Annotated in this window: 20 protein-coding genes; 17 read left to right on the top strand and 3 right to left on the bottom strand. The window is 55.1% G+C overall.

Features of this window, described 5'->3' with window-relative positions; translation table 11 throughout:
* The 11 genes from ACR3E2_RS20165 to ACR3E2_RS20115 all read left to right on the top strand — a co-directional run bounded on the left by ACR3E2_RS20165 (position 1) and on the right by ACR3E2_RS20115 (position 14,655).
* Positions 1-1,743 (top strand): dynamin family protein, encoded by a 1,743-nt coding sequence (locus ACR3E2_RS20165; protein ID WP_480483677.1) that lies wholly within the window; start codon positions 1-3, stop codon positions 1,741-1,743.
* 46 nt (positions 1,744-1,789) lie between these two features.
* Complete coding sequence (locus ACR3E2_RS20160) at positions 1,790-2,191, top strand: hypothetical protein (RefSeq protein ID WP_480483676.1); 402 nt, start codon at positions 1,790-1,792, stop codon at positions 2,189-2,191.
* 23 nt (positions 2,192-2,214) lie between these two features.
* On the top strand, positions 2,215-3,081 hold the full coding sequence (locus ACR3E2_RS20155; RefSeq protein WP_480483675.1) for a hypothetical protein: 867 nt from the start codon (positions 2,215-2,217) through the stop codon (positions 3,079-3,081).
* A gap of 69 nt (positions 3,082-3,150) precedes the next feature.
* Positions 3,151-5,193 (top strand): dynamin family protein, encoded by a 2,043-nt coding sequence (locus ACR3E2_RS20150; protein ID WP_480483674.1) that lies wholly within the window; start codon positions 3,151-3,153, stop codon positions 5,191-5,193.
* Complete coding sequence (locus tag ACR3E2_RS20145; protein ID WP_480483673.1) at positions 5,190-6,476, top strand: dynamin family protein; 1,287 nt, start codon at positions 5,190-5,192, stop codon at positions 6,474-6,476. The genes ACR3E2_RS20150 and ACR3E2_RS20145 overlap by 4 nt, the downstream gene beginning before the upstream one ends.
* Positions 6,477-6,816: 340 nt before the next feature.
* On the top strand, positions 6,817-8,988 hold the full coding sequence (locus ACR3E2_RS20140) for a serine/threonine-protein kinase (protein ID WP_480483672.1): 2,172 nt from the start codon (positions 6,817-6,819) through the stop codon (positions 8,986-8,988).
* A gap of 201 nt (positions 8,989-9,189) precedes the next feature.
* On the top strand, positions 9,190-10,209 hold the full coding sequence (locus ACR3E2_RS20135) for an FHA domain-containing protein (protein ID WP_480483671.1): 1,020 nt from the start codon (positions 9,190-9,192) through the stop codon (positions 10,207-10,209).
* Between the two features lie 3 nt (positions 10,210-10,212).
* A complete protein-coding gene (locus tag ACR3E2_RS20130; protein WP_267366226.1) occupies positions 10,213-10,995 on the top strand; it encodes a PP2C family protein-serine/threonine phosphatase in 783 nt (260 codons plus the stop codon).
* Positions 10,996-11,016: 21 nt separating this feature from the next.
* Complete coding sequence (locus ACR3E2_RS20125; RefSeq protein ID WP_480483670.1) at positions 11,017-12,279, top strand: type 2 periplasmic-binding domain-containing protein; 1,263 nt, start codon at positions 11,017-11,019, stop codon at positions 12,277-12,279.
* Positions 12,280-12,322: 43 nt separating this feature from the next.
* Positions 12,323-13,429 carry a transporter substrate-binding domain-containing protein gene (locus ACR3E2_RS20120; RefSeq protein ID WP_267366224.1) on the top strand — a complete coding sequence of 369 codons (1,107 nt, stop codon included), beginning with the start codon at positions 12,323-12,325 and terminating at the stop codon, positions 13,427-13,429.
* 269 nt (positions 13,430-13,698) lie between these two features.
* Entirely contained in the window at positions 13,699-14,655 is a 957-nt protein-coding gene (locus ACR3E2_RS20115) for a glycosyltransferase family 2 protein (protein ID WP_480492862.1), read from the top strand.
* Positions 14,656-15,051: 396 nt separating this feature from the next.
* On the opposite strand, the gene ACR3E2_RS20110 is transcribed toward ACR3E2_RS20115, so the two are convergent.
* From ACR3E2_RS20110 to ACR3E2_RS20100, 3 genes are all read right to left on the bottom strand, one after another.
* Positions 15,052-17,265 carry an NADP-dependent isocitrate dehydrogenase gene (locus ACR3E2_RS20110; protein ID WP_480483668.1) on the bottom strand — a complete coding sequence of 738 codons (2,214 nt, stop codon included), beginning with the start codon at positions 17,263-17,265 and terminating at the stop codon, positions 15,052-15,054.
* Positions 17,266-17,508: 243 nt separating this feature from the next.
* Complete coding sequence (locus ACR3E2_RS20105) at positions 17,509-18,567, bottom strand: ABC transporter ATP-binding protein (RefSeq protein WP_480483667.1); 1,059 nt, start codon at positions 18,565-18,567, stop codon at positions 17,509-17,511.
* The gene (locus ACR3E2_RS20100) at positions 18,564-19,370 is read right to left on the bottom strand and encodes an IclR family transcriptional regulator (RefSeq protein WP_480483666.1); all 807 of its coding nucleotides are present in this window, start codon (positions 19,368-19,370) and stop codon (positions 18,564-18,566) included. Before ACR3E2_RS20100 ends, ACR3E2_RS20105 begins: the two co-directional genes overlap by 4 nt.
* 140 nt (positions 19,371-19,510) lie before the next feature.
* On the opposite strand from ACR3E2_RS20100, the gene ACR3E2_RS20095 reads away from it, so the two are divergent.
* The 6 genes from ACR3E2_RS20095 to ACR3E2_RS20070 all read left to right on the top strand — a co-directional run bounded on the left by ACR3E2_RS20095 (position 19,511) and on the right by ACR3E2_RS20070 (position 26,507).
* Positions 19,511-20,770: an ABC transporter substrate-binding protein gene (locus ACR3E2_RS20095; protein ID WP_480483665.1), complete on the top strand. Its 1,260-nt coding sequence runs from the start codon at positions 19,511-19,513 to the stop codon at positions 20,768-20,770.
* 93 nt (positions 20,771-20,863) lie between these two features.
* Positions 20,864-21,790, top strand: a complete 927-nt coding sequence (locus ACR3E2_RS20090) for a carbohydrate ABC transporter permease (protein ID WP_480483664.1) — start codon at positions 20,864-20,866, stop codon at positions 21,788-21,790.
* A gap of 1 nt (position 21,791) precedes the next feature.
* Positions 21,792-22,640, top strand: a complete 849-nt coding sequence (locus ACR3E2_RS20085) for a carbohydrate ABC transporter permease (RefSeq protein ID WP_480483663.1) — start codon at positions 21,792-21,794, stop codon at positions 22,638-22,640.
* The gene (melA, locus tag ACR3E2_RS20080) at positions 22,637-23,977 is read left to right on the top strand and encodes an alpha-galactosidase (protein ID WP_480483662.1); all 1,341 of its coding nucleotides are present in this window, start codon (positions 22,637-22,639) and stop codon (positions 23,975-23,977) included. The genes ACR3E2_RS20085 and melA overlap by 4 nt, the downstream gene beginning before the upstream one ends.
* 59 nt (positions 23,978-24,036) lie before the next feature.
* On the top strand, positions 24,037-25,743 hold the full coding sequence (locus ACR3E2_RS20075) for an IlvD/Edd family dehydratase (RefSeq protein ID WP_480483661.1): 1,707 nt from the start codon (positions 24,037-24,039) through the stop codon (positions 25,741-25,743).
* Complete coding sequence (locus ACR3E2_RS20070) at positions 25,743-26,507, top strand: SDR family NAD(P)-dependent oxidoreductase (protein ID WP_480483660.1); 765 nt, start codon at positions 25,743-25,745, stop codon at positions 26,505-26,507. The genes ACR3E2_RS20075 and ACR3E2_RS20070 overlap by 1 nt, the downstream gene beginning before the upstream one ends.

Here is a 26,507-nt window from a genome sequence, read left to right as displayed (position 1 = left end):
ATGGCAAACAACTCACAAACACGCTTTGTTTCACCGAAAGCATGGGAACGTATCGAGCAGTGGTCCCGCCGCAAACCGGTTTTCGCTTTGATGGGTGAATTCAGCGCTGGCAAATCCACACTGATGAACTTTTTACTGCGAACGCATACATTGCCAACGCAGGTCACCGCGACCCAGCTACCACCGGTCTGGTTTAGCTGGGGCAGTGAAACACCGTACATCAAACGCCATGACGGAAGCGTTGAGCCAATCGAGCTGGATCAGCTTGAGACTGTTGGCGTCAATGACGCGCAGTTCATTCGTATCTTTCTTGAAGCAGATATTCTGGAAGCCGTCGATCTGATCGACACCCCCGGCATCTCGGACCCCAAGATCTCGACAGATGTCTGGCAGCGGGCAGTCGGTCAGGCAAATGGTGTCATATGGTGCACCCATGCGACGCAAGCCTGGCGCGAAACCGAACGTGCAACGTGGGTTTCGCTGCCGGACCGCTTGCAACACAACTCTCTGTTGTTGGTGACGCGGGCGGATGCACTAAACCTTAAGGACCGCCAAAAGGTTCTGCGTCGTGTCAACCGCGAAGCCGGGCATCTGTTCAACCGGTCCATCTTGTTTTCTGCCCGGGATGCGATCAATGCCCGCGACAAGACTGGGGACGCTGAAATGTGGTCGCGCAGCGGCGGCGGTAAGATGATTGACAGTTTTCTGGAAATCACAGAACAGATCATGGACAACCGCGCCGATCAGCTGGCACGGTACCAGATCGACAAAAGCCAGACGGGCGCATTCAAGGTTCAACCGCTGCGCCCTGCCCGCAAACCAGACGAACGAGAAGCACTGACCAGCGACATCGAAGCTGCACCTTTGCGACTGGTCAACCCGTTGGAAGACGAACAGCGAACTGAAAACAACGATCTTAATGTCGTGACAAGTTTCCCCATTCGGCCAGCCCGCGTGGAGCGGCGCCCTGATGAGGGCGAACGAGTTCGGATCAACCCGGATGAAGCTGAACGGCTGCGTGCCGAAATGGTATCAGACCCGGAGCAGATGTCCGAGAACGCTGATACCAGCGACGAATTGCGCGCCTTCTTCAAAGACACCTCGAACGATCCACTGGAATTGAAGAATGTCGCTGGTCTGGAAGAAGATGTAGATGAATTCGACCTGTCCGGTGAAATCGGCGATACAGATGACTCTGACGATCTGTTGGATGACGCTCCAGATGCTGAAACGGGCGACAAATCCGTTGATGACGTCCTGACCTCGTTGAACACGACGTTGCGTGAAGCCTCGGACGAAGCGGACGAAGTCGAAATTTTCACGCCGGAAGTTGAATCGCGTGATGATCGGGGTATCGAAGTCTCGGTATCCTCCATTGCGGCTCTGATGGCCGCTCAGCCCGAGAACAACGCCGAGGATTACGAACCTGAGCCTGAGACAAACGGCTTGATAGAAGTCGTAGCCTCAGTCGAGGAAGACGCCCGCGATATCCGCCACGATGCGCACATCGATCTTCCAGAATCCGCAGCCGGGTCGCCGCTTAGCGCGTCGGATATGTGGCGGGAAATTACAATCAAGGAGGACCTGCCAAAGGACGCAGACGGGCTTCAGAACGTATTCAAGGCCTTTCTTGCCGAATTTGACCAGATCGCAGTTGAATATAGTGCGAAACATTCCAAACACGCCCTGCAAGCCATTCCAAAGTCAAAAGAAAACAGCAGTGCAGAGTGGCATGTTTTGTAAGGATGCCTTAATCAAGGCGCTGAGAAAAAGGACGATAAAGAGTTAAATGTCCATTCAGGATGCATTGAACACCGCGATTGAAACAATACCCGACTGCATCGCAGCCGGGTATATCGACATGGAGACCGGCATGCTTTTGGGCAGCAGTGTCTCTGATTCCGATTGCGCTGAAGCGCTGGACACTTTGGCAATCGCAGTGGCCAATCTGTTTCAGGGGCGGGGTGTCGCTGCATTTGAAGCGCTCTTGCACGAGGCCGGAAACACTGATGAGGAAAACGCCGGGTTCGGGGAAATCGCGGTGTTTTCAAAAGACCGATTGAACATCTTTTTGCGGACCCAGGAATATCCTGATCATGTGGTCTGCTATATCTGCCGCAACAGCGCGAATGTGGGACTGGCACTCACGAAATCGCATCTCAGCCTCAAGCCGGTTGCGGCCGCAGTCTGAACGGGACCAGAGGGGGTCACGGTATGATGGACACAGACATTCTCGACATGCTCGAAGATATCGGGCGGTCTTCGGTTGCCCGCCTGTCTCCGACGGTGATTGTCCCCGGTGAAACTGCTGCAGCCCGTCGGGCGGCTGTATTGCGTTTCATTCGCGGAACGATATTGCCCAGACGACTCGAGCTGACCGCGGCCAACGGAAGCTGCCTGAAAATCGAAGTAAACAGTTCCCGGATCACGGATGTGTTTCAGGTGCCGTCCGGGCAGATCCCAGATTTCGAAACGGAATCACGTACCGCGCTGGTCGGCAAACTGGCCCAACTGATTTCTGATATTTCAGCCGCCCCTGCCCCACTGGAACTGATGCCTGGAAAGCCAGCCTCGACGCTGGAGGCTGATGATGTTGGTATTACGCTGAGTGAGATCGAGAACGCCTGCGCCGGAATTGAGCTTTCCTCTGAGCCCATCGTGTCTGTTGTTCCGGACGTTGAAAAACCTTCAGACAACAGCCCTGCCCCGACAGCAGGGTCGGGCAATTCGTTGGCGCAACAGTTTTTTGACGGAGCTGCACGCTTTGCCACAGGTCGTGTTCTAGTGGACAGTATGGAAAACACTGCACTGGCTTGCGAAGGAACCTGCAACCCTTCCGAGGGGATGCACCCCAATCAAGAGATTTTGACACGTTTTGTTTCGGATCTTGCTGGTTGGAACAATGACACCCGGGGCGAATTCGAAGGCCCACATCTGATCGTCATGCGGCCATCGGGTGGTAAGGGTGCGGGCATGGCGGTTCTGAGCGACAACGAACAGATTGCTGTGGCCATTCATGATGCCCGCAAACTTGGTGCGGTAATCAATCTTTGGAAATCTTTGGAGGAGGCTGAGGAATGACCGCCCCCAAAGCATTCAAATTTTCGACTAATTCAATGCGTTGTTTTTTTGTAGTCAGGGTAAAGAGTAATGAGTGAAACACATCGCCGCGAGCTTATTCGCATCGCAGAAGACATGAACGGGACGAGCAATGACGAAACACGTCAGTTCATATCGCGCATCATTGGTGATCTGGGAAAACTGAAACCGTCAGTTGCCTTTGTCGGGCAGATCAAGGCAGGAAAGTCGCGCTTGATCAACGGCTTCACCGGTCAGGCAGAATACCTGCCGTCGGACGTGAACCCCTGGACAACCGTGATCACCGACATGCATTTCGGGCACCCGAACGGTCGAACCGAAGGGGCCGAATTCCATTTCTTCGACAACTACCAGTGGCAATCACTGATCGCCGAAGGCGAAGAGTTGCGCAACATGTTCCCGGATGACGAGGACAGCTACAAGCGCGAGATGATCGAAGAGCAGGTCGAAGCCATGAAGACCCGGGCGCGTCGGCGACTGGGGGACAGTTATGAACAGCTGTTGGGTCAACACCACGATCTGGATCAACTGACTTCCGATGATCTGGCGCGTTACGTGTGCGCCGGGGACGACCCCGCAGAAGACGGGACAGTTGACCCCGGCAGTGATCGGGGACTTTACAGCGACATCACGCGCAAGGCCGAGGTCTATTTCGACATCGGGCATTTCCCGTTCCCTCTGACCGTCACTGATACGCCCGGAGTAAATGACCCCCTGCTGATCCGTGAGGAGATTTCGCGTCAGTATCTCAAAGAATCCGATTTCTTTGTGGTGGTTCTGTCAGCGCATCAGGCGTTGTCGCGTGCGGACCTGAAACTGTTCAGGCTGATGCAGGCATTGGAACTTGGACAGATCGTTGTCTTCATCAACCGAGTCGATGAATTGGGCGGCGGGGCCGATGATGCGGCAAAGGTGCGTCTGGATGTTGTAGACGGGCTCGAAAAAGCGTTAGGCACGTCGAATATCGATGTACTGATGGGAAGCGCACAATGGGCGCATTATGCACTGACCGGCGATGAAACCGGTGTGAACCACGATCATATTCTGGCTTGGTTGCGGGCGCACCCGGAACAGATGCAACAGTACCTGAACGGCGTGGCCGAGATCAAACAAGGCCCGGGACCCATCAGCCGCGAGGCTGTACTACGGTTTGCCGCGATGATCGCGTCGGGCTTGCCCGACTTGCGCCGCCATGTCACTCAGGCGTTGGCGGACGGGCCGATAAACGAACAGCTGAGGATGGCGTGGCAGCATCTCGACAGCTTCGCGCGTGGCGATTTGGAGCGGTCACAGGTACATCTTCGTGCGCTGCAAGACGAAGGCAGCGCGGGGGCGCACAGCCCGGATGACAGCGACAAGACGCTTGGTGATCTGCGCAAATTGATTGCGGACAAATCGCAAGACATCGTCAAGGACATGGACGATGTTCTGTCAAACCTGCGTGGGGTCATGGATGACACAGTCTCTGAATCCGTCTTTGTTGTGGTGCGCGGACCTGAAGGACAATCCCCATTGCTTGCCAAAGGCGGCGCGACCGAATTGAATTTCACTCCTTTGCGCGAACAAATGCGCGAGTTGGTGCAGGGCGCGTCGCAAGTGGTGCGGCAACGCATGTTGAGCGAACTTTACGCGATCGACATGCAATGCAACGCCGCTTTGCGGGCACTGCCAGGGTGGCAGGAACCAGTCGACAATCGCATGAACACAAGTGCAGTGCGTTGGTTCCGTCCGGACACCACCGCCTTGACCCGTGGCATTACCGTTGAGCTGCGTGTAAACTGGTTGTCGCGTCTGATATCGCGCAACAGCGTTGTGGCGCGGGCCGAGCGCATGATCGTGCAGGAATTCGAACTGATTGGCGATGACCTGATCGACACAACGCGTGAAAATCTTCTGGAACGGTTGAAAACTGTTCTGGATCATTACTTGGCCCTGTTGGCAGGCCATCTTGAGCACCGTTCCGGAGCGGGTGAGTTGAATGCTCAGGCGGAAGCACAAGCTGCGTTCGAACGGGCGCGCCGTATTGCTGACGAGTTGGATAGTGTCTTTGGAACAAGCAACGTGGACGAACGACAAGCAGAGGCTGCGGAATGATTGAGTTTCCCGGAACCGAACAGGAAGTGCGCCAGCTGGAGCGTTTTCTGACATCGACAGAAAAACTGTCGTCGGACCCGAAATTGGAAGATATGCGCGCACGGGCTCTGGCCCACGCCGAACGCCTCTCCAACGCGGTCAACATCGGTTTCGCCGGAGAGTTCGGGGCGGGCAAGTCAAGCCTTGCAAACATGCTGGCAGGGGCGGATATTCTTCCAACCGGTCCGCAGCACCTGAAGCTGCCACTTGTCATCGTTGCCTACGCGGATACGCCAGAGACGACAGTCGGCTGGTGGAACAAGGAGCCAAAGACATATTCTGGTATAGCACTGGAAAAGGCCGCTGCGGATGAGCCTGACTTTATTTCGGTTGGATTGAACACACCTGCTCTCAAAGAGATATCACTGTTCGATCTTCCCGGCTCCGGCGCATTGGATGATACATACAAACAGACACTGGACCTGCTGAAATTCGTCGACTGTGCCATCTGGTGTACCAACGGCACAAGCGCATGGCGTGAAACAGAACGGCATTTGTGGGCGCAGGTGCCGCCCGAGCTAAGAGCCAACAGCCTGCTGGCAGTTACACATGCTGATTTGCCCCCGGTGCAGGCCGCTCTGGATCGGGTACTGGCTCGATTGAACAAAGAAAAAGAAGGACTGTTTCGCGCTGTGGTCCCAATTGGCACGCCCGTCGCGGTGCGCGCCATGGCACAAGAGCCGGAACCAGATTTTGATCTTTGGGAAAACTGTGGCGGCCAGGAACTCGCGGAAAAGGTCCTTGATGCGGCGTCTGACCGGCGGCGCAGTGACCTTGACGCTGCCCGGAAGGATCTGAAGCACGAGTTTCTGCCATTCCTGGAAACATTGAATGGGCCAGAGCCGGAACCTTCCGTCAACGATGCTGCGTCAATGCAGTCAACGCTGGGGTCTGCCCTTCCGCCACTGAACAACCCAATTCTTGAAGACTGGTTGGCTGCCATTGCCAGCATTTATGAAGATCTGCGTGACACCGCCGCCATTGAACCCGCAGCGTTTTTGCAAAGCTGCCAGGAAATCGTCGAAGATTTCGCGGAACGGCTGGACCAAGGTGGCGAGATCGATCCGGATGCTGACTGGATTCCGGCCGAGTTCGAAAAAGCGACTGACTTGTTGTTGTTGCTTCAGTTTGAAAGCGGAGATGCGCCTTTGAAAGACGCAATCAGCATACTTGTACAGCTTGGTGACAACCTTGCCTGGGCTGGCAGTACCGTTGCCGCAGCACAATCCAAAACCGGTACCTAGCACATTCCATCAGGATTGAAGCGCTGTTCAGCGATTCGAAGGGCCGAAGAATCGGCACTTTATTGTTTCGAATTCGTAGACCAAGAGACCGATTTGGGGTCGTCAGTTTTCATTTATTCCACCCCGTTAATCAATATATTGTGCTATTGCTTCGAACTAACGCCATATATGCCATAATCAAAAAAACGATCCTTAGTGAAGCCATCAGGCGGCCCCATTAAAGTCAAATTTGAAACGTCTAACCGTTCTCAAGTGTCCTGCGGTTGTTTTTGGTTGTGAGTTCGTGGGCTGCCGGCCCTGTTTAATTAAGCCGCAAAATGAGTAGAACGGGCGGATTAAAATGAGCCACAACCAGGCTGTCGGTGCAACGCACGACGAACCAAAAATTGAAGGACTGCAACCGGGCGCAAAGCTGTTGCGCGGGCAGTATGAGATCCTCCGATATCTCAGCAACGGCGGATTTGGGATCACCTATTTAGCACGCGACAGCCTGGAGCGTGATGTCGTGATCAAGGAATGTTTCCCCGGTGCGTTGTGCCGTCGCAACGGGGACTTGGTTGAGCCGAACGACCCGTCCTACAAGGATGATTTGCGCGCCATTATCGACCTGTTTATTCAGGAAGCCCGCAATCATGCGCGTCTGGTGCATCCGAACATCGTCGACGTTCATCAGGTGTTCGAAGACAACGATACCGCCTATATCGCTATGGATCTGATCCGTGGTTGCGACCTGCTGGACTATGTTGAAAATCCGGAAAACGACGGTGGTCCTGACTTTGTCGTGCAAGTCACGGAAAAGATGCTGTCCGCGGTGTCGTTCATCCACCAAAGCGGGATGCTGCACCGTGACATTTCACCCGACAACATCCTGATTGACGAAAACGGAAACCCGGTCCTGATCGACTTCGGTGCCGCGCGTGAGCAAGCCGCAAACAAGTCGGCCGCATTGTTGACCCTGCGCGTCATAAAAGACGGATATTCGCCGCACGAGTTTTACGTCCGTGGTGCCGAACAAGGGCCCAGCAGTGACCTCTATGTCTTGGCCGCGACTCTGTATCACGCAATCAGTGGCGAACGCCCGGTAGACGGCCAGAGCCGCCTGAATGCATTCAACAACGGGCAAGACGACCCTTATACCCCATTGGCAGGCCGCTTTGACGGATACCCCAACGGATTCCTCGAAGCAATCGACAAGGCAATGGAAGTACACGCAACGGACCGGTTGCAGACAGCCCTGGATTGGCTGCGCATGTTCCGCGGCCCTGGCGTGATGTTTGATACATTCGCCTATCGCCCGGTTTCCGTGATTGTCGGCATGGATCGTAAGGACAAGGAAGAAGAAAAGGCGCGGATCAAGGCCGAAAGTGAAAATGCCGAAGCGGTTGTGACGGCTCTGCTTGCCGGGAACTCGGACATTGTTCGCGAAACCGAAAAAAAGAATGAACCCGAGATGGCAAAGATTTCTGCAAAAGCGGAAACACCGGTCGCAGTTGATACCGTGGTTCAGAGCGGATCCGGTGGCAGCGGCAAGATGATCGCTGGTGCAGCAGTGCTTGTGGCAGCGTTGGCTGCAGGCGGTTTCTTCGTGATGTCCGGCGACAAAGGTGAAGAACAAGCTGAGGTTACGACGACGCTGCCTGAAGCAACCACACAAACTGCCGAAGCAGACCCGCCCGCGGTGGAAGAACCCGTGGCCGAAACACCTGAACCCGACGTCACGGTCGCTTCAGAGCAACAACCTGAACCAGAAGAGCCTGTCGAGCAGGCGCAAGTTGAACCTGCGGAACCAACCGCTTCAGAAACAGCGTCCGAAGCTACCGAGACTGCCGGTGCCCAGGAACAACCTGCAGAACAAGAGGTTGTGGCCGTTGTGGACGAACCCAAAACCGTAGCCGCTTCCGGCACTCCGGTCGAACAACAGGTATCTTTCCACCATTGGGATGTTGAAATCCCCTTCCAGACGTCCCGCCGCCGGACCGCAACAGGTGCAACAATTGCGGTAACCGGTGTGGACGCCAAACAGGACATGAGCGTTATCGGCGAATGGGTGGAACCCGGAGTTGTGATCTTTACTCTGAACGGCAACCCGGTTCGTCAGGACGTCTCTTTCGCGGCGCAAGTCCTGGACAAGCTAAGCGTCGACCCAGACGGCTTTACACGGGTTGCAGCCCGCTACCGGCCGCTTGGAAAGACCCGCGCGCAGAATGGCCTGCTGGCACTGCCTGTGCTGCGCTCGGTCGGATTGGAGAACGGTTACTCGTTCACAGTCAGCAGCTCGGGAGGTGAAGGGTGGCAAACAAAAGTAAGCTCGGTTCCAGCCGAGGCGACAGGCAGCTTGCAAAAAGGCGATGTTCTGTTGAGCGAAAGCCAGACCAACATGACATTGAATACGTCCGAAAGCCTTGATGGCATGCTGGCTGCGCTGGTTTCCGACAGTCAGCCAGAGGCAAAGCTGACCGTATTGCGCAACGGTGCTGAGGTAGCTGCGACCATGCAGTTAGCGCAGGAGTGATCTGACCGGTTCAATTTTGATCTGCCAGTGTGTGTTTACTGAGGGTGGCTTTAAGTTTGCCGCCCGGCGGGAACCGGCCCGCCGCAGAGAGTACCAGTTTCCATGTTTTCAATTGAGTGTCTCTGCGTTGTTCCACGCAGGGTTAGGTAGCAGCCCCATGGCACAAAAGGTCCGTGCCAACAATTCGAAGGTGTCGACACCATGTTCAAATACAAAAGCCCTCTGAGCCGGCTTCTCGAAGGTGCCGGCAAATCCAAAGAAGATGATGTTGCTGAAAACGCTCATGCAGCTGACAGCGCGGCACCTGAAACCGAAAAGCAGGAGCCTATCGCAGACTTCAACGCGCTGCGTGCCGCACTGGCCGGTGGAAACATGACGTCTGAATCCTATGAGGAAACAGACGAGCTTATCCCTGAAGAGAAAATGCCGGAATTCGACGAAGTTGCGGCGGAGAACACGGAAGAGCCGGTTGAAGTGTCCATCTTCGTTGAAGATGCAACTGACGAGGACGACCAAGATACCAAGAACTTGATGGCCGACCCCGACGATGACGAGGATATCTCGGACGATCAAATCATCACTTTGCATGTAGCAGACGAGCTTGCCGAAACACCGGATGAAGTTGCGCCGCCTCTGGATGTAGCTGAAATGAGCGCGCCGGAAACGGTGGAAGCTGAGGTTGCAGCCCCGTCCGTGCAAGAACCGGCAGTGGTGGAAGAGGGTGCCGTACAGGCTCAACCCACGCCTGCCGCCCCAGCCGAGGACCGTCGCTCGCGGGTCAAAACAACGTTCCTTGGGTTTGAGCGTGCGGACACGCATGTTCAGGAATTGATCGAAACATCAGAACCCGTCTCAAAAACCGAAGCTGCTCAGGAAACATTCCCGGTTGGCTGGCTGGTGGTGACGGCAGGTCCCGGGCGGGGCGCCAGCATCACCCTGACCGAAGGCCTGATGCAAATCGGTCGAAACGATGACCAGGCGATCCAACTGGATTTCGGCGACACAGGCATTTCACGTTCGAACCACGCTGTTATTGCTTATGACCCGGAAGATCGGAAATGCTATCTAGGGCATGGCGGAAAGGCCAACCTTGTTCGCCTGAATGGTAAACCCGTTCTGAGCACAATCGCACTCTCCAGCGGTGATCTGATCCGCATCAGTGAAACATCAATCCGATTTATGGCCTTCTGCGATGAAGGTTTTGATTGGCGGGATTCCTGATAGATGCTGGCTACTCCGGCATATGATGTTGCGCTGATCCTGAACCAGGGTCAGCGGGAAACGCAGGAAGACGCGATTGCTGCGCGCATGTTCGACGCATCGGACGCGGGCTATATTGCGATCGCTGACGGTATGGGTGGCCACGAGGCGGGCGAAGTGGCTTCGGAAATGGTGATTGCCGCTTGGCGGAACGCGCTGGATACCGAGCTAGAGGCCGATACCTTGAATGAAGGCGCCGCAATTGACGCGCTGCCATTGGCTGCCATGCAAGCCAATGCAGCAATATCAGACCATAACGAGGCACAAGGCCAGGGTTTCAACATGGGCTCCACCTTGTTGGGTGTCCTCTTTCTGGGTCAGCGTGTGTTCCGGATTTCGATCGGTGACAGCCCCCTTTACCTGTTCCGCGAAGGCAAGTTGACACAGGTGAACGAAGACCACTCGATGGCCCCCGTGATCGACGCAAAACTGGCCGCTGGTGAGCTTTCGGAAGCTGAAGCACGGGGACTGGACCGGAACCAACTGACGTCGGTGATCATGGGGGGTGCTATTCCAAAAGTGGATTGCCCTGAAGACCCGCTGATCGTGTCTCCGGCTGATATTCTGATCCTTGGCAGCGACGGGCTTCAGTATCTTAGCGACGCTGAGATTCAGGATGTTCTGCGCCTGCATCAGCAAGAGCTAGCACAGGAAATCGCCGAAGCCTTGCAACTGGCAGTGCAGGCCAAGGGCGATCCCGATCAGGACAATCTGTCGATCGCAGTCGCAAAACTTACGAGAAAATAACCAGGCAAAGCAACAGGACCCATGAGAAAACACCTATTCATATCAAGCCTTGCCCTTGCCGCCGCCACAGGCGCGGCGTCAGCGCAAGAGGCATGTTCAAACTACGAGATTCAGCGTGGCGATAGTCTGCGGGAATTGGCAATCCGAGTTTACGCAACCGAAGATTATCGGCCAATCTACGATGCGAACAGGGATGTTATCGGCACAAATCCCAATATCATTCGTGTCGGCGATGTTTTGAAATTGCCTTGCCTGGAAGATGTCGGGCGCGCGCCCGAGTTGCCCGACACCGAAGCAGGACGCCTCGCGGCTGAAATGGCCTCAGAACTGGTAAAAGCGGCAGAAGAACGCGCGGAGAAAGCCGTGGCCGAAGCGGAAGCCCGTGTCGCGGCAGCGGAAGCTGAGGCAAAGAAGGCAAGTGAAGATGCAGTCGTCGCTGCACGGGCCGCTGCCAAAGAAGAGATTGAGGCAGCCCGCTCGGAAGCCGCCGCACTGATCAGAAATGCTAACGCTGAAACGCGCCCGGAAATTCGTGATCGTCAGTTGCTGTTGATTACCGGTGGGAACTACGCTCCGTTTACGGACGAAGCGTTGCCCAACCGGGGGCTTTACACGCATCTGGTTGAGACAGCGATGCTGCGTGCCGCTCCGGAACAAGCGTATAAAATTCAGTTTGTGAACGATTGGTCGTCGCATCTGGATCTCTTGATGCCAACACTTGCATTTGACGGCACCTTCCCCTGGTCACGCCCAAATTGCGAAGATGCAGCAGCGTTGTCGGAAAGTGACCGCAATCGTTGTGAGACCTACGATTTCTCAAACCCGTTCTATGAAGTCGTGGATACATTCTTTGCGCGCGATGGATCGGGGTACGAGCAGACGCTGACCTATGCCGACTTTGCCGGGACAACAATTTGCCGCCCGGAAGGCTGGTCGCTTTCACATATGGACGCGGTAAGTCTTTACGAACCCGTCATCAAGCTGATGCGGCCAACATCGCCTGATGATTGCTTTCATGCTGTGATGGACGGAACTGCCGATATCGTGGCAATCGAAGCGCATCTGGCAGAGGAAGCCATCGCTCGGCTTGGCTATAAACACCGGATTATCGAAAACCCCAACCTGGCGGCGATCAAGTCGCTTAATGTCATGACCCATAAAGATAATCCTGATGGGGAAGCGATCTTAGAGACGCTGAATCAGGGTCTGGCAATCATGCAGCAGTCAGGCGAATGGCGCGATATCGTGTCGACCGCCCTGCGTCACCAAATGGAAAATGGATAAGGCCCCGTCTGGCCTGACAAACAAAAGTCTGGAGGAAGTGGAAATGTTTAACGAGAAAATTAAGAAACTGGCGCTGTCGGCAACTGCCATCACAGCTCTGAGTGCGGGAGCCGCCGCTGCACAGGAAGCGTGCACGAACTACACCGTGCAAGATGGTGACACATTGGCAACCATCGCCATCGCCGCCTATGGCACCTCGAACTACCAGCCGATCTTCAACGCGAACAGGAACGCGATCACAAACCCGGGGGCTCTTAATCCTGGGCTGGTGCTGGCCCTGCCCTGTGAAGACGGTAGCTTGCCGAACGGCCAAAGCGCGCAGGAAATCATCGCTGCTGAAGAACAGCGCGCCGCCAGCGTAAAGCGGTCGAATGTCTATGCGCCGCCGATCAAAATGGTGGCTGGTAACGGTTGGGAACCGTTCACAACCGAAACACTGAATGGCGGGGGCATCATGACTCGTCTGGCAACGACCAGCCTTCAGCGGGCAGGAAACAGCCGTGAGTATTCAGTCAGCTTTGTCGACGACTGGAGTTCGCATCTGGATACACTGTTGCCGCTTGGTGCCTTTGATATTTCAATTGCATGGACCGTTCCTGATTGTACCAACCGTACATACGAATGGTCCCCTGAAACCGAAGCTCGCTGCACTCAATTCGTAGCTTCGGTCCCGGTTTATGATATCGTCGGCGGCTTCTTCACACTGCCGGAAAGCGAATACGCAAGCGCGACCAGTTTCAAGGACCTGGAAGGCTCGACCATTTGCCGTATGGCAGGCTGGAGTATGGTTGTTCTGGAAGAACAGGGACTGAACCGCGAGAACACGACTGTGGTTCAGCCCAGCTCGGCCCGTGATTGTCTTGACGCTGTATTGACCGGAACCGCAGATGTTGCGGCATTCGAAGTTGATCTGTTCGCATCGACAATGAAAGACATGGGTTTGACTTCGGCTGACATCGTTGAGAACCCCTATGTGTCCACACTGTCGTCGATGAGCTTCCTTGCGCACCGCACCAACCCGTTCGCGCGCGAATACATCGCTATGATGAACAAGGGTCTGATCGAAATGCGTCAATCCGGTGAATGGTACGCGATCATCTCGGATACGCTGCGTGAGCAAAACGCAAAGTTGAACGCAGCTTCGAACTGATCCCTCGGTTCAGCTGAAACTTTGGGGCCGGTTCTTGAACCGGCCCCCTTTTGCTGAATTATCGGCGCGATTCAATCGGATGCCAAAATTCGGCCATTTATCTGCTTCAGAAATACCTCATACGCGCAGCATCTTGGGAACAAAGTGCAATCATCCCTCAAGTGACACGTCCGAGCGAGCAAGAGTGACATATGATACAGTGTGCCTTGAATATCCAAAGTGGATCTCTGACACGGGCGTCGTGGCCGGGTTTGGAAATTGCTGTTATCTTGCCCTGTTACAATGAAGCCGTTGCCATTGGTGAAACAGTCAAGCAGTTCCGCGCCGCCCTGCCGGAGGCGGTAATTTACGTATTCGACAACAATTCCACGGACGGCTCGGCGAGAGTGGCGCAAGAAGCTGGCGCGCTGGTCTACTCTGAAACATTTCAGGGCAAAGGTAACGTTGTCCGCAGGATGTTTGCTGACGTGGATGCGGATGTCTACGTCATGGCAGACGGGGATGCGACCTACGACAGTATGGCAGCACCTGAAATGATCAATCTGCTGGTCTCGCAAAACCTTGATATGGTCAATGGCGCACGGGTGAACGACGACAGTCAAGCTTATCGACGGGGTCATAAGTTTGGAAACGCCTTGTTCAGCGGGCTGGTGAAATTCTTCTTTAACAGCAAAATCAACGACCTGCTGTCCGGTTATCGTGTTTTCAGCAGACGCTTTGTCAAAAGCTTTCCGGCGGTTTCCAACGGGTTCGAGATTGAAACTGAACTTACAGTGCACGCGATGCAGATGCGCATGCCGATTGGAGAGGTTGAGACAAAATACGTTTCACGGCTTCCGGATTCGAACTCAAAACTGGCCACCTATTCAGATGGGTGGCGAATTCTCAAGATGATTGGCCTTTTGATCAAAGACGAAAAGCCAATCGCGTTCTTCTTATCTTTGGCATTGTTGATATTCTTACCTTCGCTTCTCGTATTCGCATCGGTTTTCCGCGAGTTTTTGGAAACAGGGTTGGTTGACCGAATTCCGTCTTTGGTTGTCGCAGTATCCGGTTTTGTCGGAACCATGCTGTCAATCGTGTGCGCGCTGATCCTTGAGTCTCTGGCGCTTGCCCGGCGAGAGGCGCGTCGCCTGTCTTATCTGCGACACAAAGGTTTTGCGATGTACGGTACGAACAGAACAAAGGCGCCGATTGCCAACCCAGAACCCCGGCGCGTTGGCTAATACCCAGTCTCCAGGCTTCCTCTTTGCGTAAACACAAGATTGTGTTCGTGTTCAACCATGGTTGAACTGCTTGGCTGTCCAGAAAATCCCGAGAACCAAAATGCAAATGACCAGCACCCCAAATGCTGGTCATTCTCTGAGTGAGTGATAAGGCCCTGAGGCATCACCAGTGAAATTCTCTGTTACCCAAGGTTTAAAGCAGTCAGCGCTGCCGTGCTATTAGGGGAATCCCGTAAGTACAAACAAACTCATTGTAAAGTATTGTAAATGCGTAATACTTTTCTCGACCCTACTTTCCGTAACAATGACCGCGATACAAAAAAGGGACCGCACAATTGTGCCGGTCCCTTTCTGCTTTTTGAACAGGCAAAGGATCGCCTGTTTTGCCGTTAGCGATTAGCCGATGATTGTGTTCAACGTTGTGCTGGGCCGCATAACCGCCGCCGTTTTGGCTGGGTCCGTGTGATAGTAGCCGCCCAAATCCGCAGCTTGACCTTGAGCTGCGGCCAACTCTGACAGGATCTGCTCTTCGTTGGCGGCCAGCTCCTTGGCCAGTGACGCAAACTCGGCAGCCAGTTCCGCATCTTTGGATTGGGTGGCCAAAGCCTCTGCCCAATAGCGTGCAAACCAATAGTGGCTGTCGCGGTTGTCCGGCTGACCAACTTTTCGGCTGGGTGAGCGGTTGTTGTCCAGAATACCCTGCGTCGCTGCTTCGGCCGCTGTACCCAGAATGCCCGCTTTTTCGTTGCCTTTGCTATCAGCAAGGAAGTTCAGCGATTCACCCAACGCACAGAACTCACCCATCGAGTCCCAGCGCAGATGGTTTTCCTCGACCAACTGCTGCACGTGTTTGGGCGCCGAACCACCGGCACCGGTTTCGAACAATCCGCCACCGTTCATAAGTTTGACGATGGAGAGCATCTTGGCCGAAGTACCAAGCTCCAGGATCGGGAACAGGTCAGTCAGATAGTCCCGCAGCACGTTGCCTGTAATGGCAATCGAGTCGTTACCAGCGGTGATCGTCTCCAACGACTGACGGGTCGCTTCACGCGGGGCCATGATCAGGAACTTGTCGGCCACGCCAGCAGCCTCAAGCGCCGGTTTGACATATTTGATAAGCTCCGCGTCATGGGCCCGGTTTGCGTCCAACCAGAAAATCGCCTCGGAGCCGGTCAGACGCTGACGGTCCATGGCCAGCTGAATCCAGTTCTCGATCGGCGCTTTTTTGACAGTGCAGGCGCGCCAGATATCGCCGGCCTCGACACTATGGCTGTGCAACGTTTCGCCATTGGCCAGAACGATGCGGATCGTACCATCGGCCGGCGCCTCGAAAGTTGTCGGGTGCGAACCGTATTCCTCGGCTTTCTGAGCCATCAGGCCCACGTTCGCCACGGCTCCGGCAGTGGACGGGTTCAACGCGCCATTGGCTTTGAAGAACTTAATGGCCTCATCATAGACGGTCGCGTAGCAGCGATCAGGGATCACACAGTTGGTGTCACCTTTGGCACCCGTCTCATCCCAGCCCTTACCCCCGGCGCGGATCACTGCAGGCATTGAGGCATCAATGATTACATCCGATGGGACATGCAGGTTCGTGATTCCGCGGTCCGAATCCACCATATACATGGACGGGCGGTCCGCCTTGATCGCGTCGATGGCCGTCATGATGTCGGCGTGACCCTGTACGCGCTCCAGCAGCGCCCCCAAACCGGAATTTGGGTTCACACCCAACGCATCCAGTTCCGCGCCGAACTTTTCGAACACGGGGGCCAGCCAGGCTTTGACCGCATATCCAAAGATGATCGGGTCTGAAACCTTCATCATCGTGGCTTTCATATGCAGCGAGAACATGGTCCCGTCTTTTTTGGTGTCCTCAATGGCATCTGAAAGGAACGCAGACAGTGCCTTGACCGACATGAAAGTCGCGTCGGCTATGGTTCCTTCTTCCAGCGACCAGCCGTCTTTCAGAACGGTGACGTCACCATCCTTGCCCACAAATTCGATTGTCGCATCGCCTGCTTGTGCTGCGGTAATGGTGGCCGAAATCTCGTTTGCATAGAAATCATTGGCCGGCATGGACGACACTTTGGTCTTGCTGTCCGACGCCCATTCGCCCATCGAATGCGGGTTGTTCTGGGCATAGTTTTTCACGGCACGCGCCGCACGGCGGTCACTGTTCCCTTCGCGCAGAACCGGGTTAACAGCAGAACCTTTGATCGCGTCATAACGGGCGCGGATCGTCTTTTCCTCATCCGTTGCAGGTTCTGCAGGGTAGGTCGGAATGTCGTAACCCTGCGATTGCAGCTCTTCGACGGCCGCAACCAACTGTGGAACCGAGGCAGAGATATTTGGCAGCTTGATGACATTGGCATCCGGTGTCTTCACCAGATCGCCCAAATCAGCCAGATCGTCGCTTACACGCTGATCGTCGGTAAGGTTCTCGGGGAATGCTGCCAGAATACGTCCCGCCAGAGAAATATCTTTGGTGCCAACGCGGACGCCAGCAGCAGATGCGAACTTGCGGATGATGGGCAGGAACGAAGCGCTGGCCAGCTCTGGCGCTTCGTCTACAATGGTATACAATATGTCGAAGTTCGATTTATCTGCCATATTCTTTTACCTTTTTTAAGCCTTTCGGGGCGTGCGATCCAAGAGTTGCAACCACAATTGCGTGGCGTGAGAGGGGCTAAACCACGATACAGCCCCTGGGTGACTCTGTTTTGACAGGGCTTCCATTAAATCACGTTTGACTTGGAATCAATCGCATCTGCCCGCGCGTTTTGCCACGGGTCAGATAAAGTGTCGTGTAACTCTTGGGACGGGTAAGCCTGCCCGTGGGCTGGAAGGTCGTGGCTAACGATACCGTTGCCCGGTCTCTGGATCAAAAAACATCACACGATCTGGCTGTATGGCGATGCCGATCCGATCCCCGGTTCTGCTTCGTTGGTCGTCCCGTTCCTCAATGATCAGCTTATCACCATTTGGCGTCCGTAGATATGAATAGGAAACACCGCCCAAGGCTTCGGTCAGGTCCACGGTGCAAGTATCGGCCGAACGGTCAATCTGAATATGTTCGGGCCGCATGCCCAATGTCACCTTGGTCCGACCGGAGGGGATAGTCGCAGAAACGGGCAACGGCTTGCCTAGCGCGGGATGGGAGACATGGCCATCCCCATAGTCACATTCCAGAAAGTTCATTGCAGGCGAACCGATGAAGCCTGCGACAAACCGGTTGTCGGGATCACGGTACAAATCCATCGGAGCCCCAACTTGTTCAATGCGACCATCCCGCAGCACGACGATCTTGTCGGCCATGGTCATGGCTTCGACCTGATCATGGGTCACGTAAATCATTGTCGCGCCGATTTCCTGATGAAGGCGCGCGATCTCAACACGCATTTCCACGCGCAACTCGGCGTCCAGATTGGACAAGGGTTCGTCAAACAGGAAAACGTCGGGGCCGCGAACGATGGCACGGCCAATCGCAACCCGCTGCCGTTGACCACCCGACAGAGCCTTGGGTTTGCGTTTGAGATACTGGTCAAGCTTCAGAATGTTCGAGGCTTCCTGCACTTTTCTGGTGATCTCGGCCTTTGGGACACCGTTCATGCGAAGCCCAAAGCCCATATTTTCCGCCACGGTCATATGCGGATAAAGCGCATAGGTCTGGAACACCATCGCCACACCACGTTTGGCCGGGTCCATGTGGGTTACGTCCCGAACCCCAATGTGGATCTGGCCTTCCGACGTATCTTCCAAACCCGCGATCATCCGAAGCAATGTGGATTTGCCACACCCCGAAGGGCCAACGAAAACACAGAACTCACCATCTTCGATCTGCAAGTCGATGCCGTGAATGACTTGCGTCTGGCCGTACCGCTTGATTGCCTGATTCAGGGTTACACCTGTCATGTCGCTTGCTTCCTGTCATTGCCGAGGTCTGGTCGCGTTTCAGGGAAACGCCATGCCTGTGCCTCGGTGCTGATTTGTTCAGCCACCCGCCGCACACGAGGCACCCATGCCTCGAGTTGTTCAAAATCCATTCGTTGGGTCGAGCCGGTTACCGAGATTGCGCCCAGGACCCGACCGTTTGTTGTCAGAATGGGGCAAGCAACGCAGATAATCCCGGGTTCATGTTCTTCGTCATCAACGGCAAAACCCTTGCTGCGAATTCGATCAAGATCCGTGCGCAGGTCATTGTCGGACGTCAGAGTCTTGTCGGTAAAGCGGTGAAAACTCTGCTGCGAAATTGCCCGGTTAAGGTCACTTTCATTCAGAAAGGCAAGCATCGCCTTGCCAACACCCGTGCAATATGCCGGGCCTACCTTACCCGCCTGGGAATACATCTCGATCGGTTGCGCCGCGTTGCGTTTGTCTACGTAAAGAACCTGACCTGCATCAAGCTGCGCCAAATGCACGGTCTCTCCGGTTTCCTGGCTTAGAATATCGAGAAACGGACGTGCAATAGGGGCCAGTGAGCTTTGGGTCCAGGCTGCATGCGCAAGTCGTACCAAACGCATACCCGGCGCGTAGGTTTGGCGCTCGGGGTCGTAACATAGCATTCCCTGATTGGTTAACGATTGCAAAAACCGATACAATGTTGCTTTCGGAAAATCGCTGCCGTCCAGCAATTCCGAAAATCGCACAGGGCGCTGAAATGCGGCGACCTGATCCAGCACGTCACATGCTTTGCCAATAGTTCCGTCACCTGACACGGGCGTCTGTTCTCCTCAGCTTGCCCATCGCAGTTCGCACGAGGGTCTTGACAAGACTAACCGAGTCGATGTGTAGTTTTCAATATATAAAACATAGTTTCACTATTTGGAACTTATGTGGAAGCAACAGGGAGGAAACCATGTATTCCACTTTCAAGCGCACAACCGCTGCGCTGGCACTTGGCGTTGCTATTGCAGCACCGGCGGCTGCCGACCTGACCGGAGAACTTCGGATTTTTCTGGACACGTCGAACCCGGCCCCGCGCGCAACGATGGAAGCGATGATCGAGCGGTTCGCAGCGCAGCACCCCGGCCTGGAAATTGAAACCACGGTTATCGACCGCGAGGCGTATAAGACCCAGATCCGCAACTTTCTGACGGCCGACACACCCGACGTGGCCACTTGGTACGCCGCCAACCGTATGAAACCATATGTCGAGGCCGGTCTGTTCGAAGACGTCTCGGATCTTTGGTCGGAACCTGAAATCGCCGAAAACCTGGCATCAACCAAAGGCGCGATGACCATCGACGGCAAACAATGGGGCGTCCCTTACACTTACTACCAGTGGGGCGTTTACTATCGTAAAGATATCTTTGACGAATTGGGACTAAGCGAACCGACTACCTGGGAAGAAGAGCTGGCAAATTGCCAGAAGATCGTCGATTCAGGTCGCGCTTGTTATACCATCGGGACCAAGTTCCTTTGGACCGCTGGCGGTTGGTTCGACTACCTGAACATGCGCACCAACGGGTTTGATTTTCACAACCAGCTGGCCAATGGTGAAATCAGCTGGGAAGATGACCGGGTCAAGCAGACCTTTGCCAACTGGAAGCAGTTGATCGACATGGGGGCCTTCATTGATAACCATCAGACCTATAGCTGGCAGGAGGCTTTGCCATTCATGGTCAATGGAGAAGCCGCCGCGTACCTGATGGGCAACTTCGCAGTCGCGCCCTTGCGTGAAGCAGGGCTGACCGATGATCAGCTGGATTTCTACCAATTCGTGTCAATCAACCCTGATGTCGAACTGGCTGAAGACGCGCCGACCGATACATTCCATATCCCGGCGAATGCCTCGAACAAAGAAGCAGCGCGTGAATTCCTGCGCTTTGTTGTCTCGGCGGACGAACAGACCGAGATCAACAATGGGTCAAACCTCGGTCAGCTGCCGGTGAACGCGCAATCCTCAGTAGACGATGACAAGTTCCTGCAGCAGGGTTTTTCAATGCTCTCGTCCAACAGCCCCGGCGGTGTGGCTCAGTTCTGGGACCGCGACGCGCCGGCTGAAATGGCCAAAGTGTCAATGGAAGGTTTCCAAGAATTCATGGTCAAACCAGACAATGCTGACCGTATTCTGGCCAAGCTGGAACGCGCGCGAGAGCGTATCTACGACAACTGATCAGGCTTGGGCCGGGCTGAAGCCCGGCCTACTTGACCCGCTTTGTTGGGCAGGTTTCAGCCCGCCTTCACCTCAAGAAAATCCGGGACACCCATGACCACTGCCGCCGACGCCCCAGAACAGGAAAGCTGGTTCCACAGAAACCAACAGCGCATCGCGCCGTGGCTATTTCTGGCTCCGGGCCTGCTGTTCTTTATGGTCTACGTGATCATTCCGGTCTTCCAATCCTTCAACCTGTCACTTTACGAGTGGGATGGGTTGGGTGCCGCCGAATATGTAGGCATGCGCAACTATGAAGATTTGTATTGGGAATGGGTTGACCGGGACGCATTCTATATCTCGCTCAAAAACAATCTGATCTGGTTGATCCTATACCTTCTGGCCATTCCGGCGGGCCTGTTCATTGCCTTGTTTCTGAACCAGACAGTCTGGGGTATCCGCCTTTACAAATCGCTGTTTTTCTTTCCATTTGTCATTTCTCAGGTTGTCGTTGGCCTCGTATTCACGTGGTTTTACGACCCGACTTTTGGTCTTCTGAATGAGCTTCTTGGCTTATTTGGAATAGGCCCCTTGAATGTGCTGGGCGACGAACGTTTGGTCACCTACGGCATCATCGTCGCGGGCCTTTGGCCGCAAACCGCCTATTGCATGATCCTCTACCTCACCGGTCTGAATGCCGTCGACCCCGAACAGATCGAAGCCGGGCGCCTGGACGGTGCCAAAGGCTTGAGAATGCTGTGGCACATCATTCTGCCGCAGTTGCGCCCGGCGACTTTCATTGCATTCGTCGTGACAATCATCGGAGCGCTGCGCAGTTTCGACCTGATCTCAATCATGACACAGGGCGGGCCGTTCGGATCCTCCCGCGTGCTGGCCTATTACATGTTCGAAGTCGCCCTATCTGAATATGGCTTCCGCATGGGGTATGGCGCGGCAATCGCTGTGGTGCTTTTCCTGATTATGCTCTGCTTCATCGCCTATTTCCTCTGGTCGATGTATCGCGAAGAAAGGGGGCACTGAGATGTTTCCCAAACCCATCGAAAAACAACCTCGCGCCGCGCAGATCACCTATCAGGCGATGCTGCCACTTGCATTGTTGCTGTGGCTGGGGCCCCTGCTGGCGGTGGCTCTGTTTTCGGTCAAACCAGCGGCGGATTTCACCAACGCCAACTATTGGGGCTTGCCATCCAGTTTTGAAGGTGCAGTCAATTACGGGCTGGTGTTCTTCAACTCGGACATGCCGCGATATTTGCTGAACTCTTTCATGATCACCATTCCTACGGTAATCGGTGCCGTTGCTCTCAGTTCCATGACCGGCTTTGCACTAGGCATCTACAAATTCAAATCGAACCTATGGATTTTCTTTATGTTCGTAGCCGGCAATTTCGTGCCATTCCAGATCCTGATGGTGCCTGTGCGCGACCTGACACTGGATTTAGGCCTCTACAACACAAAAACCGGCCTCGTCTTGTTCCACATCGCCTTCCAGACCGGCTTTTGCACATTGTTCATGCGCAACTTTATCCGGGCCCTGCCCTTTGAATTAATCGAGGCCGCGCGAGTCGAGGGTATCAGCGAATGGCGCATCTTCTGGTACGTGGTGCTGCCGTTGATGAAACCCGCAATAGCCGCACTCAGCGTGCTGATCTTTACCTTCATCTGGAACGATTACTTTTGGGCGGTCGTCCTGACACAGGGCGCGGAAAGCCAACCTGTCACGGCAGGCATCACCAGTTTCAACGCCCAGTTCCGCGCCGCCTACCAATTAATGAGCGCGGGCTCGATCGTAGCAGCGCTGCCGCCGGTTGCCATGTTCTTCCTGATGCAAAAGCACTTTATCGCGGGCCTGACCCTCGGAGCTGTAAAATGACAAAGATAACTTTTATCGGAGCAGGTTCCACGATCTTTATGCAGAACATCGTGGGGGATGTTCTGTTAACGCCTGCTCTGGCGGACAGTCATTTTGCGCTGATGGATATCGACCCCGTACGCTTGACGGAAAGCGAATCTGTAGCCCGCGCCATGGTCCGTTCGGTCCGGTCAAACGCGACAGTATCCACACATGCGGATCGACGCGCGGCACTTGATGGTGCCGATTTCGTTATCACTGCCTTTCAGATTGGCGGGTACCAGCCTTGTACCGTCACTGATTTTGAGATCCCCAAACAATACGGGCTGCGCCAGACCATCGCCGATACGCTGGGCGTGGGTGGCATCATGCGGGGGCTGCGCACTGTGCCGGTCTTGTGGGACGTAGCGCATGACATGATGCAGCTATGCCCTGATGCGACACTACTACAATACGTCAATCCGATGGCCATCAACACCTGGGCACTGGCCGAGAGATACCCGTCATTGAAGCAGGTCGGCCTGTGCCACTCGGTTCAGAACACGGTGGCGGAACTGGCACATGATTTGGACCTGTCAAAAGACGACATTCGCTACAAGGTCGCGGGCGTCAATCACGTCGCCTTCTTCCTGCGGCTTGAGCATCAGGGCCATGATTTATACCCCGCCCTTCGGCAAGGTTATGTCAGCGGCAGGATCCCCAAGGCACCGCTGCTGATGCCGCGCTGCCCCAACAAGGTGCGCTACGAAGTGATGGATCACCTTGGCTTTTTCTGCACCGAAAGTTCTGAGCATTTGGCAGAATACGTGCCATGGTTCATCAAAGACGGGCGGGCGGACCTGATCGAGAAATTCTCAATCCCACTCGATGAATACCCGACCCGCTGTGTGGAACAGATGAGCAACTGGAAAGAGCAGGCCAAAACCGTGACTGACGGGCGCGACATAGCCGTCACTCGCAGCCATGAGTTTGCGGCAGACATAATGAACGCAATCATCTCTGACACCGCCTACGTGGCCTATGGCAATCTGCCAAACACCGGCCAGATACCTCAGCTGCCTATGGGGGCTGCTGTCGAAACACCGTGTCTGGTTGATGCAAATGGCATTCAGCCTTCTGTCATCACAGACGTCCCAGCGCAGCTGATCGCCCTTATGCGTACCCAGATCAACGTTCAGGAACTCACAGTCAGGGCATTGGTCGACCAGAACCCCGAGCATATCTATCATGCAGCCATGATGGACCCGCACACCGCCGCCGAACTGGACCTGCGCCAAATTCGAAATCTGGTGAACGACCTTCTGTCTGCCCATGCCGACTGGCTGCCAGATTGGTGCCGCCCATCTCGCGCCGCTTGAATTTCACCTTTTTACAAATACTCAAATCCACCCAGACCTAAAAAAAGCATCACAGAACAATGTCAAAACGCCGCTCACAGCATTGGTACGGGAAACTCGACAAGGATGGGTTCATCCATCGATCCTGGATGAAAAATCAGGGTTTTCCTAATCACGCCTTCGATGGGCGGCCAATCATCGGAATCTGCAACACATGGTCGGAGCTGACCCCTTGCAATTCCGGCCTGCGTGATCTGGCCGAAGGGGTAAAGCGCGGTGTGTGGGAGGCCGGGGGCTTTCCCGTCGAATTCCCGGTCATGTCGCTGGGCGAGACCCAGATGAAACCCACAGCCATGCTGTTTCGCAATCTGCTGGCCATGGATGTCGAAGAGTCGATCCGCGCATATGGCATTGACGGTGTGGTTCTGCTGGGCGGGTGCGACAAGACCACGCCGGGCCAATTGATGGGCGCGGCCTCGGTCGATCTGCCGTCGATCGTTGTCAGCTCCGGCCCTATGCTGAATGGAAAATATCGCGGTCAGGATATTGGCTCAGGAACCGATGTGTGGAAGTTCTCCGAGGCCGTGCGTGCTGGAGAGATGACCCTTCAGGATTTTATGAACGCGGAATCCGGGATGTCCCGCAGTGCCGGGGTTTGCATGACCATGGGGACAGCCAGCACCATGGCGTCTCTGGTCGAAGCGATGGGCATGAGCCTGCCCACCAATGCCGCCCTGCCCGCCGTTGACGCCCGCCGCATGGCCCTAGCCCATTTGACCGGCAAGCGGATTGTCGAAATGGTCGACGAAGACCTGAAACCATCGGACATTTTGACCAGGGAAGCCTTCGAGAATGCAATCCTCGCCAATGCAGCCGTTGGGGGATCGACCAATGCCGTTGTGCATCTACTGGCACTCGCAGGTCGCGTGGGCGTTGACCTGACGCTCAAGGACTTTGAAATCGGATCAGAGATTCCCCTTCTGGTGAACTGCATGCCCTCGGGCACATACCTGATGGAAGATTTCTGTTACGCTGGCGGTGTTCCGGCTGTGTTGAGCGAACTCAAACCTTTCCTGCGCCCGGCCAGAACGGTTCTCAACAAGGACATCTCGGCCCATTTCGAAGGTGCCGAATGTTTCAACCGCGACGTCATCCGCCCCTTCAACGATCCGGTGAAGCCCGCTGCTGGCCTTCGCGTTTTGCGTGGCAATCTTGCGCCCAACGGAGCCATCGTCAAACCTTCTGCCGCAACAGATGCCCTTCTTGAAACCGAGGGAGAGGCGTTCGTTTTCGAAAACATCGAAGACCTGAAAGCCAATATCGACCGGGATGATCTGCCGGTTACTCCCAAAAGCATTCTGGTGCTCAAGGGATGTGGACCCAAGGGTTATCCCGGGATGCCCGAGGTAGGAAACATGCCGATTCCGGCCAGATTGGTGAAGGAAGGCGTTCGCGACATGATCCGTATCTCGGATGCCCGTATGTCCGGCACCGCCTATGGCACCGTCATCCTGCATGTCAGCCCTGAGGCACAGGCGGGTGGCACGCTGGCGCTGGTGAAAACCGGCGACCGCATCCGCGTATCTGCCAGCGCCGGCAAGCTTGAACTGTTGGTGGACGAAAAAGAATTGGACGCGCGCCGAGCTCAATGGAAACCAGACAAGCCGCATTATTCCCGCGGGTATGCCAAACTTTACGTCGATCATGTGCTGCAGGCCGATCAAGGTGCCGATCTGGATTTCCTTGTCGGCAAAGACACCCGCCTTGTGACCAGAGAGAGCCACTGATGACCCAACCAGCAACATTTCATGACTTGAACGGGTCATCCGTCTATATCACCGGCGGAGGCTCGGGCGTGGGCGCAGCATTGACGGATGGGTTTCTGGCTCAGGGGGCCAATGTGGCTTTTATCGGCAGATCGGACGCCAGCGGTTTTGTCGAAGAGATGCGCGACAAACACGGCCGCGCACCTCTGTTCATGCAGGGTGACATGACCGACACCCAGCTTCTTCACACGACAATGGCCAAAGCCGCCAAAGCCCACGGCCCCCTGAACGTTTTGGTTAACAACGCGGCCAATGACCAACGCCATACACTTGAGGAAACCACGACCGAGTTCTGGGACTGGATGATCGAGGTAAACCTGAAAGCCTATTATTTCGCCTGTCAGGAAGCGGCCCGGCAAATGAAAGAAGGCGGCGTTATCATCAACTTCAGCTCGATCAGCTACATGATGGGCAATGCAGGCTATCCGATCTATACGACGTCAAATGCGGGCATTACAGGGATGAGTCGGTCTTTGGCCCGCGAACTGGGACCAAAAAACATACGTGTGAATGCGCTGGCTCCCGGTTGGGTCTTGACGCAAAAACAACTGGATATGTGGGCGACGCCCGAAGATTTGGCCGCGCATTTGGATCGACAATGCCTGAAAGAACATTTGACGCCCGAAGACATGGTTGCACCGACATTGTTCCTGGCATCCAACGCCAGCCGGGCGATGACCGGTCAGTGTATGGCGGTTGATGGCGGCGTCGTGGTTTCAGGGTGA

This window comes from Ruegeria sp. AL7 (assembly GCF_056536105.1).
Note: the sequence above shows the minus strand (reverse complement) of the source record. Positions and strands in the feature narration are given on the sequence as shown.